Raw genomic sequence first — 14,829 nt, 5'->3', positions numbered from 1 at the left:
TGGCTTTCAACTCAGGATCGCAAAAAATTATAACACCAGACCACGCCAGCAACGAAAAAATAATGGGCGAGGAAAATGGCCGTCAGGTACGCTGAAAGTTTCAAATCCGGCGATTTCGGGTGGATTTTAAAGAAAGACCACCAGAAAATCACCGCCAGAATACCGCTCACCGTACCTAAAATCAGAATGCCCCAAAGATTGGGCTGCAGGATTTCTTCCGACCAAAGCCAGCCGTACGCCAGTGCAAACGCAAAGCCTACCGCATAGTGAGCAACGGTCCCTACCGCAACGGCCAGGGGTGAATACGACAGTTCACCCGAAGGCTTGGTTTGAAACGTCAGAAGCGTTCCTAAGACATTGATAACTTTCGTTTTGTAACCCGTCAGAAAACTCATCAGGTACATAAACAACGTCATGAGCGACGTGCCAGCAATGCTGGCAACCAGAAGTTCGGAGATATTCATTCGGAGATATTCATAGGTGGAATGGATCGTTTTTCAGGGAAAAAGAAAGAACTGTTCCACTAAAGCTTAACGGGGGACGCTTTGACCCCATCCGCCCCTGCTCTGGATAATCCGTCGTATATTTGGCCTTTCATCGTACCCGAATTCTATGTCATTTGCCAATCTTGGTCTTTCCGAACCCCTGCTAAAAGCGATCGCTGAACAGCAGTATACACAAGCGTATCCCATTCAAAAAGAAGCAATTCCAGCGATTCTGGCGGGAAAAGACCTCTTTGGAATTGCGAAAACCGGTTCGGGAAAAACGGCCAGCTTTGCTCTGCCTATTCTGGAACTCTTTCAGCAGAAGCCTTCGACTCGCAACCGTTCGCCCAAGGCCCTGGTGCTGGTGCCCACCCGTGAGCTGGCCATGCAGATTGCCGAAGTGTTTCAGACGTTTAGTGCCCGTCTTCCCCGAAAAATAAGAACGCTGGCTGTATACGGCGGGGTATCGATCAATCCCCAGATGAAGGCGATGTTGGGTACGGAGATTCTGGTAGCCACGCCGGGTCGTCTGCTGGATCTGATGCAGAACAAGGCCGTGTCGCTGGCCGAAGTGGAAATGCTGGTCCTCGATGAAGCCGACAAAATGCTGAATCTGGGTTTTGCGGAGGAGATGAAGCAGATCTTTGCCCGCTTGCCCCGCAAACGGCAGAGCCTGTTGTTTTCGGCTACGCTGGGTGATGCCATTGAAGGGATCAACCAGCAATTACTGAATAATCCGGTAAAAATTGAGATCGTTGAAGAAGAGCAAAACCTGGATTTAATTCAGCAGGTAGCGTATCGGGTGGCGGACGAACGTAAAGGTCCTTTCCTTCGGTATCTGATCAAGAGTCAGGACATGCAGCAAGTACTGGTCTTCGTATCCTCCACACGTACGGCGGACAATCTGGTCGTGAAACTGAATAAAAACGGCATTCAAGCCTACGCCATGCACAGTCAGAAAAGCCAGGGAGCCCGGGTGCAGGCCCTGAATCGGTTCAAATCCGGAGAAATTCGGGTACTGGTGGCCACGGACCTGATTGGTCGGGGAATCGACATTCAGTTTCTTCCCTACGTGATCAATTATGAGTTACCCCGTTCGCCCAAGGATTACGTACACCGGATTGGCCGTACCGGACGGGCGGAAGCTTCTGGCGAAGCGATTTCGCTTATTACACCCGAGGATGAACACCACTTCAAAATCATTCAGAAGAAAATGGGAAAAAGCGTGGACATACGCGAAAGTGATGAAGTGAATTTACACGGCTTTTAATTCGGTATTTAAAATTTATTCTTTACCTTGGCTAACGTTAACCACGCGTTAGCGTATATCCCATTTGTGAACAGTATCTATTCTTTTTTCGCTTATCTATCCTGAACAGGCCGCTTACTGTTCACACTTTTTAAAGGTACGACTTGGCTTGTTGATACGATTACCGCTTCGTAATAAAGCCACCATTTTTAAGTACTTTTCCCTGGTAAGATGTATCCGTATGGATGATCTAACGGGTAGGGTATGGTCGTTTTTAAATTCAGTATCGTTTCTGGAGTACGTAAGAATTTGCATGAACTTGTTTTTTTAAGAGCCCTTAAAAAAGACTGGTATGAATTCTCGTCAGTTACATCTGCTGAGTGCGGGTTACCTATTGCTGCCAAATCTCGTCTTCTTTTATTACTGGTTCAATACAATAGTTGCCTGTATTGCCATTCCTCTGCTGTTATTAGTATATGCGTATCAGGTTCGGACTTTACCGATCGGACAATCCATCCGGCGTAAAGATGTATCTATCGTTGCGGCCTTCGCTCTGTTTATTACCCTGATTTCGGGCGTTAGCGGATTGTGTCATCAAACGTTTGACTACTGGGCCCACAATACCAAGCATTATGATTTATTCGTGCACGACTGGCCCTTAAAAATGCCTGAAAGAGGACCTAATGTCTCGTACTATTTTGGCTACTACGTAGTGCCTGGATTAGTATCCAAAATTACCCATCAATTAAGTGAATCAGCTATATTTATCTGGACGTATCTAGGTTTCTTTCTGGGATTATTCTGGATTTATCTGATACTTAATCGGAAAATCGTTCTGGTATTGCTGGCCCTGACGATCGGAGATACGGCCCATGTACTGAAAACTTTCTTTGCTAAATTTTCAGTACATTTCTATGATTATCAGGACTTTGGTGTGGAAATCTGGTCGAACTTTGAAAACCTCCTCTGGGTACCCAATCAATCGATTCCTTCGTTCATTATGGCTGGAATGTTAGTTTTTGCTCTCAAATACAGGCAGGATGTTGAAGACAGTTTTTTTGCTATTGTACTTTCGTTCTGGTGGGCTGTATTCCCCGCCCTTACCATGAGTTTATTAATGGTAATTATAGTGATTCGAAACTTCATTTTATCACATTACAGGCGTAATTGGTATACATTTATTTTGAAGTTAGTAGTGCCAGCTTTAATCGTATTACCCCCTCTCTTCTATTTTTCTTCCCATCAGCAAGTACCCATTTCTGGCTTCATCTGGACTTTTCGTGAGGATCATGTAAATACCTTCAAAGAGTTTGCTACGAACATTGGCTTAAATCTATTCCTGTTCTTTCTGGCCCGGCGGTATTTAAGCCAATACAGTCAAATTTTACCGGACTATTTATTTAATACTATTTTAGTTTTAATTCTGTTCTTTTCCCTATATCGAATGGGTAAAGTCAATGATTTTCTCTTCCGGGGTCCGATGCCTTATTTAGTCATTATTGGCTCATATCTGTTTGAGCCCCTGTCTATTTTGACCAAGCCCATTCGTATAGTCAAAGAGGTTCCCGGTAAAAGTCAATTCATAACGATTTGTTTACTGCTCGTATTTTCATCCTGCTTTATTGCCATCGGTCGGATCATTCGAGCAGTTCGCGTGAATCAACTCACGGCTTATTATTTTCCCAAGAACGTAACATTTACTCCGGTTCCGTACAATGCTTATCCGAATACGTACCTGGTACTAAAAGAACGCTGGACCTTACGCGAAGCAAATCAATACCTGGGGAAGTCAGATTCAATTTATGAACAATATCTGGCATCTAAAAAGTAGTTTTATCTCCCAAAAAGGGCGATATGTTTTAAACACATCGCCCTTTTTTACTTAACCAATACCAGGTTATTCTACCCGAATAGAATCGGTTTGTACGGGCAGGGGCGGCTTGTTGGTATGAATAACGTAGGTGCCTTTTTGTGGAGGTACAAAGGTGATGGCTGTATCCGTCACGACTACAACCTGTGAACAGGCATGGTTATGGTTTACATATCCTGAATTAGCCTGTAGGCGATACGTAAATTCACTTTCCTTTTCCAATAAGAGGCTCATGTCCTGGTAACACGGATTGGGTTCCTGCACCCGAAGGTTGATCCGGAGTGGTTTGGAAACTTGTCCCGTTTCAGGAAGTTGGGTGATTCGAGCAAAAACGGGTTCGATCCGGAGCGTAAACGAATCAATAGAACGCTCGCAGGCAGTCAGACTCACGGTGGTGAAGAATATCAGCCAATACTTTTTCATGAATAGATAACTCAGAATGTGGTAGATGGAATAAGTTCTGTAGCTTGAATTACGGGCAGGATTGGTTGTAGAAGACCACGCGTTCGCCCAGTTCTTGCCAGTCGCGACGTGTAGCCGTTGGATAACGCTCTAGAAAAGCTGGGCAGTCGGACATGACTTTTTGGTGAATCTGCTCAACGTCAGTCGGACGAGCCAGGAAAAAAGCATGATTGTTTTTCACCAGAATATAGCTGAGTTCCTGCTCCCGGCTAATGGTGAAATTGCCGAAGGTAAATCCCGGCGAATTTTTCCAACCCGAAGGATCGAAATACAGAGCCAAAGGACCGTCCGCTGGCGTCAATCGTTCCAGTAATACTGATTTATCAGTTCTCGGATTCGTAACGCGTTCAAACAGTACATACTCGCGTTCGCGGGGAATGCTGCCCGTTCGGTACGCGAAATCAGGAATCTGCTGGGCAATTACCCGCAGTTCAAGACTCCTGAACTTCTGCTTTTCGTGATCGGGAATTTGTACGGTTACGCTAGCGGGTGAGTCGTTCGTAAGTGAAACAATACGAACTTCACCGACCAGCGTATCGCCCTGCGTAGTGATGACGAAACCTTCGACGGGTTGCGTGATGGCCCCCAGGGGCTGGTACTGAGCTCGGGCGACGGTACTGACCAGCAGGGCTAACGTGATAAAAAAATAGTTCATGGCTTTTGTTTCCACGAACCTAGTAGAAGAGATGCGTAGCTTATAGACGAACCTGACTGAATTGCTGAAAACATCGTCTGAACTGTATCGACAGGAAGAAACAGATTGGGTAAGAAAAAGCCCGGTACGAACCGGGCTGATTAAAAAAGACAGTAGGATTGAAACAGGCTGCTTAATTTTTAACCCGGACGTACTTCTCCACGATAACGTGGTTAATACCCATCTCCTTCACTTCTTCCTTGCCCGTCTGAATAAGCGTATCCTGTTTAATTTCTACAGTAAAATCAAAACTTTTTCCTTCGTATGGTCGGTAACTACAGTATTCTACCTGTTCCGTGTACCGATCTCCTTCATGGGTATAGGTACCACCGCCAGCTACGAACGAGGCTGTCGTAGAATCTTTCCCGCCGTTTGTATCGTGATTCAGGAATGAAAAATGAGTCGCATTCAGAATTTTGATCATTTTCTTACCCGACCAATCATCCGTAGTGGTTCGACCCTTTTCGATTTTAGCCGAGGATACTAATTGCCAGGTTCCCTGAAGGTCATCATGGGATTGGCAGGCGGTTAGGCTTACGAAAAAAAAGCCAGCAAAGAGAAATTTCATCAGTTTAGAGAGGTTTGAGAACAGGGGCGAAGTAACGAAAAAATTTAGCTCACCCCGATTTTAAATCGTTATGGAATGATTGGGGTGGAATGGTTTCGCGTCTGTGACGCTTGACCAAAAATGCCCTGATCATTCTATGATGATTACTAATCAAGACGAGCGGAGTCGTTTAGGGCAATGTAAATAGCGACAACTTCGTCCTCTGGATTATTGGTCGTATATACTTCAAAGTCAGTGGTGTAGTTTCGGTTGAGATCCGTGTTCCAGATTCTTAGCCACTGCTGATAGACAATGCCTTCGCTGAGTTTTCCTGCTGTTTTAAATACGCCGTAGGTGCCGCCTGCTACCGTCTTCCCCACAAACCCTTCCGGAACATGGTCCAGCGAACGAACTTTACAGCCGAGTAAGGCAGTATAGGGCCTGGTATGGTCCTGTTCGTAATCGGTGTAGAGACAATGCAGGGTAGAGTCTAATGGGTCAGGAATCTGATCGATGAGGTTTTGTGATAGAAATTGCTTCCATAAAGTGCCCAGATCCAGGGCTGCCTGCCCGTTTTCATTCGTCGTGCGAACGGCAAGGCCCACAAAATAGAAAGGTTCGATGGTGACGATCTCCATAAGCGATAGGATTGTTGAATGACCTCGCAAAGGAGCGAGGTAAGAATGACAGCCCTATGTCAGTAGAGAAATGGAAGTTTGCTGAAAGTTACTTATCGCATTTTGGATCCGCTTCACTCGCCTGCTTGCCCCGATCTCTCCATGACGGTTACCAATCGGGGCAAGCAGGGCATTCAACAACAATTACAAAGCGGGATGAACAGGTGTTAAATGACCACATTCTTCTTCACGTAAGCCATCTCTTTTCTTACTCTAGCAGCATCGAAGCCAATGGCTAATCGTAAGTTAAGGTGTGTGCCGGTAAAGTTTGTAAAGAACGTGGTAGGACTGGCTGATAAACGGGTTTTGCAAAAGAAACCGGATCGCTGGCCGGGGTGAATCGTATGCTTGAGGTAACGAGTGATTTCCAGACCAACTACGGGCACATAACCCGTCAAATTACGACGATCGTTGTCATCGTTTCCTCTGGGAGTGAATTCATTGACTCCAAGTCCTACGTAAGGAACCCAAAGCCAGTCTTGCCGCTGAAGTTTTCGCCCGTACGTAAACTCGAAGGTTGCCAGGCTAGCTTTTGTTCCGGGCTCCCACACGCCCCTGCGTTCGAAATAATCTATAGTTCGGTTAAAGCCTAAATTCATATCCCAGCTAAATCGTGATTTCTTTACATCGAAAGAAAAACCGAAATTAAAACTCGTGGCATCCGTAAAGTATGATTTGGTTTTTCCCTGCATAACGTTCCGACCTACGCCTGCGTACATTCCCAATTGCCATTTACTCAATTGATTTTTTATTTCAACTTCTGGAGTTTCTTCAGTTAAACGCTGTACGTCACGTTCCCATTGATCCAGAACTTCAGGAACGGGCTTTACTTTTAGGTCCGTATCAAAAGCGTTCGTCAATTGTTTCACGCGTAGACTAATTTGCCCGTAATGGCGATTCATTACCGATCTTATCGACTCTGTATTTCCTTGTAAAGTGCCCATTTCTACCGTTTTCACCTGGATCAGCCTCGCACCATATCCATAGATATTGAAGTAAATCTGAGCATATCGTAAATTGATCTCATTGGCCTCTGAGAGGGTAGAAAGGGTAGGGTCAAGTGTGGCAGTAGCTTTGACGATAGGAGTGTATTTGCCAAAAGGTTGTGGAATTAATTCATATTCATAATTAAGCAAAAGGTGAATGGAATTTCCGGCCGGACTAATCTGAAAATCCTGATACGTAAGGCGGGTCGTAGGCGTCCAGGTAATACTTGCTGACTGAGCAAAAGCAAAGTGCTGAAGTAGAGTAAGGAACAAAAAGGATGCTACTAGATAAAGTTTCCGGGACATATTAAGTTAGGGATCAACAGTGGTTAATTACACCGGCACAAAATAAGGCATGACGAAAGCATTCCTTTCATTGGGTGCTCTTTATGTAGAAATAAATAGGGCTGTTCCTCATGTATTTAGGAACAGCCCTATTCAACGAATTAGCAATAACAATTGTCTCCGCTCGACTCACCCCGGTTTGAAACCATCATGGAATGATCGGGGTGGCAGGTTTCGCGTCTCAGACGCTTGACCAAAAATGCCCCGATTTGTAATTGGGGTAAGCAGGGTACTATTCTTCCAAATGATTATGACGAATATGAACCGGAAGCACTTCCAGACTTCGACGATCCAATTGCGATAATACTTCTTCGAAGCCATATTGAGGCGTCCACCCTAAGCCTAATCGTGCTGAGCTTGAGTCGTATACCCGATCGATGGACGAAGGTAGTTCCCAGCCCCGCTTTTGAAAGGCTATCAGTAATTCCGGAGCACGTTTCCGAATCACTTCTTTTAAATTAATAGCTAATAGCGAACAGTCTTCGGGTAGGAATGGGGTTTTCCCAGAGATAATATAGCTTTGATAGAAAGGCCCATCGTTAGTGAGTGCAGCTACGTGTGCGTCGGCGACATCACGAATATCTACCCCTCTAGATAAGCGATGCATAGCCATCACGTCAGCTTGGTCTGGAAAGCTGCGAGACATACGAATCACGCGGATAGCTAAAGATTCATCGGCTGCTTCCTGGAGCAAAGATTCGGCGGCTAATTTTGTTTGGTGATAAATACTACGGGGTTTAGGGATGGTCTCATCCGTAACCCAGCCAGCAACGCCCCCATCAATTGTTTGGCCAAATAGAGCAGTGGTACTAGTGAATACAAGGCGGTGCAGGCCAGCGGTCCGGGCAGCTTCAAGCACCAGAAGAGTGCCTTCCACATTAATACGATGAAATTCAATATCAGGAACTATTCCTACGTGAGGGGCGTGAAGAGCAGCTGTATGAATGACAGCGTCAGCCCCCCGCATTGCTCGAACCAGCAACTCAGTGTCAACAAAATCGGCTACAATCTTTGTCGTAGAGAAAGGCGACCGATCAATACCTATCACTTGGTGTTTGGCAGCAAGTGCCTGATAAATGGCTCGTCCAACCCGGCCAGAGCTACCCGTTAAAACAATTTGCATAGGAATGTAGGTAATACTTTAAAAACGATCAGGTACTATTCTGCCCCAATGAAACTCTGGGCGAGTAAGGTTATCAAACTTTTTATATAAAAAAGGACGGATATTTCTCCGTCCTTTCCTAATGTCTGCTATACCTTCCTTACTTCACCACCCGCACCTTCACATGCGAAGCTTGCTTCGGCGAAGCATACACCCGGTGCGTAGCTTTCTGAAAATCGGATTCGCTGGCTTTATAAATGTTGACGAACTTCTGCGGATTACGGTCTACCAGCGGGAACCAGGAGCTTTGCACCTGTACCATGATTTTATGACCTTTCTTGAAGCAGTGAGCCGCGTCCTGCATGTCGAATTTTACTTCTGCTACCTGATTCGGTACGAGGGCTTCGGGTTTGGAGAAGCTTTTACGGAATTTCGAACGCATGACTTCGCCACGTACCATTAACTGAAAACCACCCATTTTCGTACCCGCAATTGGACTGTTATTGGGAGCATCCCCAGGATATACATCAATGAGTTTGACCACAAAATCGGCATCTGTACCCGTCGTCGATACAAACAGGTCGGCCATCACGTTTCCGGAAATGGTCACATCTTCCGTTAGTACCTCCGATTCGTAGACGAGTACGTCAGGACGCGTGGCGGCAAATCGCTGATCTTCGTACATGAAGTCAGCTCCGCGAATGTTCCGGATTTCGCTCGTAAAGGGTACGGGCTTGTCCGGATCACTGAGGTACTCCATAAAGGAATTGGCCTTGGGAGCTTCGAAGGACAACTGGCCGTTGGGGTGGAAGTACAGATTCTTTTCCTCCGACTGCTTCGGCGGCCAGGCGTCGTACTTTTTCCACTGATTCGAACCCGTTTCAAAAATGTACGCTTTCGGGAGCTTCGGGTCTGGTTGGTCTTTCAGGTAGTGATTGAAAAAGGCTAGCTCAATGTTTTCCCGGTAAAAAGGGCCCGTATCTGAATCAAATCGAATATTGCCCAGTACATCGCCCTTGACGCGTGACCAGCCGCCGTGAATCCAGGGGCCCATCACGAGAAAATTCTCGGTCTTCGGACTGTTCTTTTCAATCCCGGCAAAGGTTTTCAGAGGTCCGTACAAATCTTCCTGATCGAACCAGCCCCCGACGGTTAGAATCGCAGGCTTTACGTTTTTCAGGTGAGGCACCGGCGTACGAGCCTGCCAGAATGCGTTATAGGTCTCGTTTTCCATCATCTCGTTCCAGATGGCATTCGTACCCTTGAAGATCTTCTCGTTAACGTTTTTGATCGGACCTAGCTTTTTATAGAACTCGTACGAATCCGGTGTGCCAAACGCACTGAACTGCGGGGCCGTTTGCGTGGTAGGCTGGGGGCGGGGTGCTCCGTACGACGATAAAAACGAAAAGGTACCCATCAGAAAGAAGGCTCCGTTGTGGTGCCGGTCATCTCCCATAAACCAGTCCGTTACCGGAGCCTGGGGCGAGGCCGCTTTCAGGGCGGGGTGAGCGTCGATGGCAGTCATGGTCGTGTAAAAACCGGGAGCCGAAATACCCCAGGTGCCTACCTTGCCATTATGGGTCGGCAAATTTTTTAAAAGCCAGTCGATGGTATCATAGGTATCCGAGCTTTCGTCTACGTCCGTTGGTTTGGTTTTGTTAGGATTGAAGGGTTTCACTGATACAAAGTCTCCTTCGGACATGTATTTGCCCCGAACATCCTGATAGACAATGATGTACCCTTCCCGGGCGAAAAGCATGGAAGGACCAATACTCGTTTTGTACTTTTCCTCGCCGTAGGGAGCCACGCTGTAGGGCGTACGATCGAGCATGATGGGGTACTTCTTCGATTCGTCCTTGGGAATGTAAATGGACGTGAAAAGCTTCACGCCGTCCCGCATCGGAATCATCCGTTCCAGTTTGGTGTAATGCTGACGAATGTACAGCGAATCGGCCCGGTTGATCGTTGGTCCCTGAGCGAGAACGCGTTCCGCCGCAGTCGTCATTAAGGTCATTCCCAGTAGGAAAGCCAGGGAAATTTTTCTGAATTGGTGCTTCATTAGATAAACATTACGGGTGTATTGGGAAGAAAAGGAAGCGTTTGAGAGAGGTTTGATACGGGTGGGGAGTTTAATAAAGTTTGATGTTTGAAAAGTGTAAGGTTTGATAAACGTAACAAGTAGGTCTCTATTCCTCATTCACCAAAGAACCCCAGCGGGGTTCAATCTGATTAGCCTGGGATCAATCCCGGGAACTCGTAGGTGACTTCAATAATCATAATCTCACGTACCAACCAAACCCTAACTTCACCCAAACGCTTGTAACGATCCAGAAAAAATAATTACAATTCAAACATTCAAAAAGTATCACCTCGTCAATGCATCCCGGTTTCGAATCCAGACCGCCTGTTGTAACCGATTATTCGCCTGACCACTGATGACCCCATTACCCAGCCCAATAGCAATACCGGCTCCCCACCAGGCCCAGTAGGCATTACTGCCCCGATTGTTGACACTGGTAAGGCCCACGATCGTGGTACCGAGCGAGGCTACCGTCAGAATCGAAGAAATGGTACGCAGCTTGCGATACGCCTTGTATTCAGACAGGCCCGCGGTTGAGAACTCAAACTCCCGCTCCAGATTCTTCTGTCGAATGCCCGATGCATACGCCCGTCCGCCCTTGGCAAAGCGGGTACCGTTGCCGAATACAAAAATGGTTTCGCGGTCGTAAGCTCGCCGCAGACTGTCTTTTTGAAAATCCGCCGGGGTTTGAGCCGAAGCTGTACCGAATCCCGCCAGCAAAAGACCTACTAGTACTATTCGTTTCATGAAGTCGTCTAAAAATCCATTTGCAATATCGGAGGCGAGCGTTGATTTTCTAATGAGAATACGATTTCTCCAAAACATTCCGGGGCTTTTGGCAGGAGTGTTGCGACTTTTCGGTAGATTGAGTGTATTTTTGGAGATTCGAACGGAAAGACGAAGTGGGAACGAAAGGTACCCGTGCATTTTCCGGATCGATAAAGTAGCTTAAAGCCAGCAAGCCAACAGCCCGAAGCTGTTCAACTGACCATAACACGTGAATAACATTCGCAATTTCTGCATCATTGCCCACATTGATCACGGCAAGAGTACTCTGGCAGACCGTCTGATCGAACAAACCCAAACCGTATCCCAGCGACAAATGCAAAATCAGCTGCTGGATGATATGGATCTCGAACGCGAGCGGGGGATTACGATCAAGTCGCACGCCATTCAGATGGATTACAAATTTGAAGGGCAGCAGTATGTACTCAACCTGATTGATACGCCGGGCCACGTCGATTTTAGTTACGAAGTAAGCCGCTCCATTGCTGCCTGCGAAGGAGCGTTATTAGTCGTGGATGCCTCTCAGGGAATCGAAGCCCAGACCATCAGTAACCTGTATCTGGCCTTAGGACATGACCTGGAGATCATCCCGGTACTGAATAAAATTGATTTACCGGGTGCCATGCCCGAAGAAGTATCCGACCAGATTGTGGATTTGATCGGCTGTGAGCGTTCGGATATTATCCACGCTTCGGCCAAAGAAGGCATCGGTATTGCTGAAATTCTGGCTGCCGTAGTTCATCGGATTCCCGCTCCCAAGGGCGAACCCGATGGAGCTTTCCAGGGGCTGATTTTTGACTCCGTATTCAACTCCTACCGCGGTATCGAAGTAATTTTCCGTGTCTACAACGGAGAAATCCGGAAAGGTGATAAAATTAAATTCATGGCTACGGGTCGTGAATATCACGCCGATGAAATTGGCGTACTGCGTCTGGAAAAAGAACCCCGCGACGTCATCAAAACGGGTGATGTAGGGTATCTGATTTCCGGTATCAAAACCGCTAAAGAAGTAAAAGTAGGAGATACCATCACGCGGATGGACCGGCTGGCTGCTGAGGCCATCAAAGGGTTTGAGGACGTAAAACCGATGGTATTCGCCGGGATTTATCCGGTAGATACGAGTGAGTTCGAAGAGCTTCGTGAAGCGATGGAAAAGCTGCAACTCAACGACGCGGCTTTGATCTGGGAACCCGAAACATCGGCGGCTCTGGGTTTTGGCTTCCGTTGCGGCTTCCTGGGAATGCTGCACATGGAAATTGTACAGGAGCGTCTGGAACGCGAGTTCGACATGACAGTGATTACCACCGTTCCGTCCGTGCAATTTAACGTGACGACGACGAAGGAGGAATTACTGAAGGTTTCAGCTCCATCGGAAATGCCTGAACCCAACCACATTGAGTCCATTGAAGAGCCTTTCATTGCCGCTCAGATCATTACAAAGAGCGAGTACGTGGGGACCATCATGAAGTTATGTATGGACAAACGCGGCATCCTGAAAAATCAGGTGTACCTGACGTCTGACCGGATCGAGCTTCAGTTCGAAATGCCGCTTTCTGAAGTCGTATTTGATTTCTTCGATCGGCTGAAAACGATCTCCCGCGGTTACGCTTCGCTGGATTACCAATACCTGGGCTTCAAGGAAGGGGACATGGTGAAACTCGACATCATGCTGAATAGCGAGAAAGTGGATGCCTTGTCGGCCATTGTACACCGCGATAAAGCCTACGAATGGGGCAAGCGTCTGTGTGAAAAACTTCGCGAGTTACTGCCGCGTCAGCAATTTGAAATTGCTATTCAGGCGGCAATCGGTCAGAAAATCATTGCCCGGGAAACTGTCAAAGCTCTGCGTAAAGACGTATTGGCCAAGTGTTACGGTGGGGATATTAGCCGGAAACGTAAACTGCTGGAGAAACAGAAGAAAGGTAAAAAACGGATGCGTCAGGTTGGAAACGTAGAGATTCCACAGGAAGCATTCATGGCTGTATTGAAACTGGAAAGCTAAGGCAAAACTTAAACGTTTGACTACTTAAATAGAGAGCTATACGTAAGAAATAGCACCTAATCAGTAGATTAAGTAAAAGATCAGACGTTTTAAACAAATAATTAATACAATAAGCTAATTGTCTAAAAAATACGAGCCCTAAAAAGACTCGTATTTTTTATATACTTTTTACCGATAGTTCGTTTAAATCTTAGTATGTTTGAGGAACTGCCTTCTCCACTATTAACAGTTCTATAAGCAAAACGTACGGTTCGCTTTATTCATCTACTCCTGAAATTACTCTGAATGTCAAAACTTCGCTTTGTCGACAAACGCCGATCTACTTTCTTCGCTGATGCCCGTCAGCGAGTCGACGCTTACTTTGAAGAGAACAACATTTCCAAGCACGCCAATCAGGCCATGTGGAATAAAACCATTTTTTTTCTGGTTTTGTTTTGGGTTCTATACGGCCTGATTATTTCCAATCAATTCAACGCCTGGGTAATGCTACTGCTGTCCATTGCCCTAGGAATGACCTGTGCCTTTATTGGTTTTAATATCTGTCACGATGCCGTACACGGTTCGTTTACTGAGAGTTCTAAGCTCAATCGTACGCTGGGTTTGACGTTCAACCTCATTGGTGGTAATCCCTACGTTTGGAGTATCACCCACAATATTGTTCATCACACGTACACGAACATTCCCGGACACGATGAAGATCTGGAGATTGCACCCGGCCTCGTACGTATCGACGAAGATGAGCCGGTCAATGCCGTTCATAAATATCAGCACATCTACGCCTTCCTGCTGTACGGACTGGCTTCGCTAAGCTGGGTACTACGGAAAGACTACGTTAAGTTCTTCAAACAGAACATCGGCAAAACGCCTAACCGAGCTCATCCCAAGAAGGAGTACTTTAATTTATTTTTCTTTAAGGCGTTTTATTATACGCTGTTCATTGTACTGCCTCTGTGCCTGCTGTCCATTACCTGGTGGCAATTCGTCATTGGTTTTCTGATTATGCACTTCTTTGAAGGACTGGTACTGGGTTTAGTGTTTCAGCTGGCTCACATCGTTGAACATACCGAATTCCCTGAACCTAATGGCGATGGCAATATTGAAGAATCCTGGGCTGTACATCAGATGCAGACGACGGCTAACTTTTCCTGCAACAGTACGCTAGCCTATTTCCTGTGTGGTGGATTGAATTTCCAGATTGAACACCATTTGTTCCCCAAAATCTGTCACATACACTATCCCGAAATTTCCAGGATTGTAAAAGAGACAGCCGCGGACCACGGTATTCAGTATATTGAAAACAAAACCTTCTGGACCGCCCTGCAATCGCACTATCGAGTGCTGCGGAAATACGGCAAGGAGGATTACGCTGTACAGCGGATGAAGATGATTCCCGTTCAGGCCTAACGAAAAAAGAGAGAAATCAGCCCCTGACTTCTCTCTTTTTTTGCTTTCTTTGGGCATTCATAGCCGCTGGTAGTTCGCTGAAGAAGCCCAAAACGCTGAATCAAAAGATCGCTTTAAGCTCGTAGATAATTTTGTTGCGG

General features: G+C 46.4%; 13 protein-coding genes. 4 read left to right on the top strand and 9 right to left on the bottom strand.

The window, feature by feature from the left end:
* Window positions 1–11 precede the first annotated feature (11 nt).
* Window positions 12–464 carry a hypothetical protein gene (locus tag BWI97_RS06510; protein ID WP_102200436.1) on the bottom strand — a complete coding sequence of 151 codons (453 nt, stop codon included), beginning with the start codon at window positions 462–464 and terminating at the stop codon, window positions 12–14.
* Window positions 465–612: 148 nt separating this feature from the next.
* Here BWI97_RS06510 and BWI97_RS06505 point away from each other — a divergent pair, with 148 nt between their 5' ends.
* Window positions 613–1,755 carry a DEAD/DEAH box helicase gene (locus BWI97_RS06505; RefSeq protein ID WP_102200435.1) on the top strand — a complete coding sequence of 381 codons (1,143 nt, stop codon included), beginning with the start codon at window positions 613–615 and terminating at the stop codon, window positions 1,753–1,755.
* 331 nt (window positions 1,756–2,086) lie between these two features.
* A complete protein-coding gene (locus tag BWI97_RS06500) occupies window positions 2,087–3,565 on the top strand; it encodes a hypothetical protein (RefSeq protein WP_102200434.1) in 1,479 nt (492 codons plus the stop codon).
* Between the two features lie 66 nt (window positions 3,566–3,631).
* Here BWI97_RS06500 and BWI97_RS06495 read toward each other — a convergent pair whose 3' ends face one another.
* From BWI97_RS06495 to BWI97_RS06460, 8 genes are all read right to left on the bottom strand, one after another.
* The gene (locus tag BWI97_RS06495) at window positions 3,632–4,027 is read right to left on the bottom strand and encodes a hypothetical protein (RefSeq protein ID WP_102200433.1); all 396 of its coding nucleotides are present in this window, start codon (window positions 4,025–4,027) and stop codon (window positions 3,632–3,634) included.
* Between the two features lie 49 nt (window positions 4,028–4,076).
* Window positions 4,077–4,721 (bottom strand): hypothetical protein, encoded by a 645-nt coding sequence (locus BWI97_RS06490; RefSeq protein WP_102200432.1) that lies wholly within the window; start codon window positions 4,719–4,721, stop codon window positions 4,077–4,079.
* Window positions 4,722–4,893: 172 nt separating this feature from the next.
* The gene (locus BWI97_RS06485; protein ID WP_094815458.1) at window positions 4,894–5,328 is read right to left on the bottom strand and encodes a hypothetical protein; all 435 of its coding nucleotides are present in this window, start codon (window positions 5,326–5,328) and stop codon (window positions 4,894–4,896) included.
* A 146-nt stretch (window positions 5,329–5,474) separates the two neighbouring features.
* Window positions 5,475–5,945 (bottom strand): GyrI-like domain-containing protein, encoded by a 471-nt coding sequence (locus BWI97_RS06480; protein WP_102200431.1) that lies wholly within the window; start codon window positions 5,943–5,945, stop codon window positions 5,475–5,477.
* Between the two features lie 206 nt (window positions 5,946–6,151).
* The gene (locus tag BWI97_RS06475) at window positions 6,152–7,120 is read right to left on the bottom strand and encodes a hypothetical protein (RefSeq protein ID WP_146010885.1); all 969 of its coding nucleotides are present in this window, start codon (window positions 7,118–7,120) and stop codon (window positions 6,152–6,154) included.
* A gap of 427 nt (window positions 7,121–7,547) precedes the next feature.
* Window positions 7,548–8,438: an NAD(P)-dependent oxidoreductase gene (locus tag BWI97_RS06470; RefSeq protein ID WP_102200429.1), complete on the bottom strand. Its 891-nt coding sequence runs from the start codon at window positions 8,436–8,438 to the stop codon at window positions 7,548–7,550.
* Between the two features lie 139 nt (window positions 8,439–8,577).
* Complete coding sequence (locus BWI97_RS06465; RefSeq protein WP_102200428.1) at window positions 8,578–10,476, bottom strand: CocE/NonD family hydrolase; 1,899 nt, start codon at window positions 10,474–10,476, stop codon at window positions 8,578–8,580.
* Window positions 10,477–10,782: 306 nt separating this feature from the next.
* Window positions 10,783–11,244, bottom strand: a complete 462-nt coding sequence (locus BWI97_RS06460) for a hypothetical protein (RefSeq protein WP_141217619.1) — start codon at window positions 11,242–11,244, stop codon at window positions 10,783–10,785.
* A 250-nt stretch (window positions 11,245–11,494) separates the two neighbouring features.
* Here BWI97_RS06460 and lepA point away from each other — a divergent pair, with 250 nt between their 5' ends.
* A complete protein-coding gene (gene lepA / locus BWI97_RS06455; protein WP_102200427.1) occupies window positions 11,495–13,285 on the top strand; it encodes a translation elongation factor 4 in 1,791 nt (596 codons plus the stop codon).
* A 285-nt stretch (window positions 13,286–13,570) separates the two neighbouring features.
* Window positions 13,571–14,689, top strand: coding sequence for an acyl-CoA desaturase (locus BWI97_RS06450; protein ID WP_102200426.1), 1,119 nt, complete (start codon window positions 13,571–13,573; stop codon window positions 14,687–14,689).
* Window positions 14,690–14,829: the final 140 nt, after the last annotated feature.

It is taken from the genome of Siphonobacter sp. BAB-5405 (assembly GCF_002872335.1).
Taxonomy (GTDB): domain Bacteria; phylum Bacteroidota; class Bacteroidia; order Cytophagales; family Spirosomataceae; genus Siphonobacter.
The sequence above is the reverse complement of the archived record's forward strand: the minus strand, read 5'-3'. Positions and strand labels throughout refer to the sequence as shown.

What these genes read in the sequence shown, in the direction of transcription:
- BWI97_RS06470 (WP_102200429.1), bottom strand. Translation starts at nt 8,438, where the DNA reads ATGCAAATTGTTTTAACGGGTAGCTCTGGCCGGGTTGGACGAGCCATT.
- BWI97_RS06460 (WP_141217619.1), bottom strand. Translation starts at nt 11,244, where the DNA reads ATGAAACGAATAGTACTAGTAGGTCTTTTGCTGGCGGGATTCGGTACA.
- BWI97_RS06465 (WP_102200428.1), bottom strand. Translation starts at nt 10,476, where the DNA reads ATGAAGCACCAATTCAGAAAAATTTCCCTGGCTTTCCTACTGGGAATG.
- BWI97_RS06480 (WP_102200431.1), bottom strand. Translation starts at nt 5,945, where the DNA reads ATGGAGATCGTCACCATCGAACCTTTCTATTTTGTGGGCCTTGCCGTT.
- BWI97_RS06490 (WP_102200432.1), bottom strand. Translation starts at nt 4,721, where the DNA reads ATGAACTATTTTTTTATCACGTTAGCCCTGCTGGTCAGTACCGTCGCC.
- BWI97_RS06495 (WP_102200433.1), bottom strand. Translation starts at nt 4,027, where the DNA reads ATGAAAAAGTATTGGCTGATATTCTTCACCACCGTGAGTCTGACTGCC.
- BWI97_RS06485 (WP_094815458.1), bottom strand. Translation starts at nt 5,328, where the DNA reads ATGAAATTTCTCTTTGCTGGCTTTTTTTTCGTAAGCCTAACCGCCTGC.
- BWI97_RS06505 (WP_102200435.1), top strand. Translation starts at nt 613, where the DNA reads ATGTCATTTGCCAATCTTGGTCTTTCCGAACCCCTGCTAAAAGCGATC.
- BWI97_RS06500 (WP_102200434.1), top strand. Translation starts at nt 2,087, where the DNA reads ATGAATTCTCGTCAGTTACATCTGCTGAGTGCGGGTTACCTATTGCTG.
- BWI97_RS06510 (WP_102200436.1), bottom strand. Translation starts at nt 464, where the DNA reads ATGAATATCTCCGAACTTCTGGTTGCCAGCATTGCTGGCACGTCGCTC.
- BWI97_RS06450 (WP_102200426.1), top strand. Translation starts at nt 13,571, where the DNA reads ATGTCAAAACTTCGCTTTGTCGACAAACGCCGATCTACTTTCTTCGCT.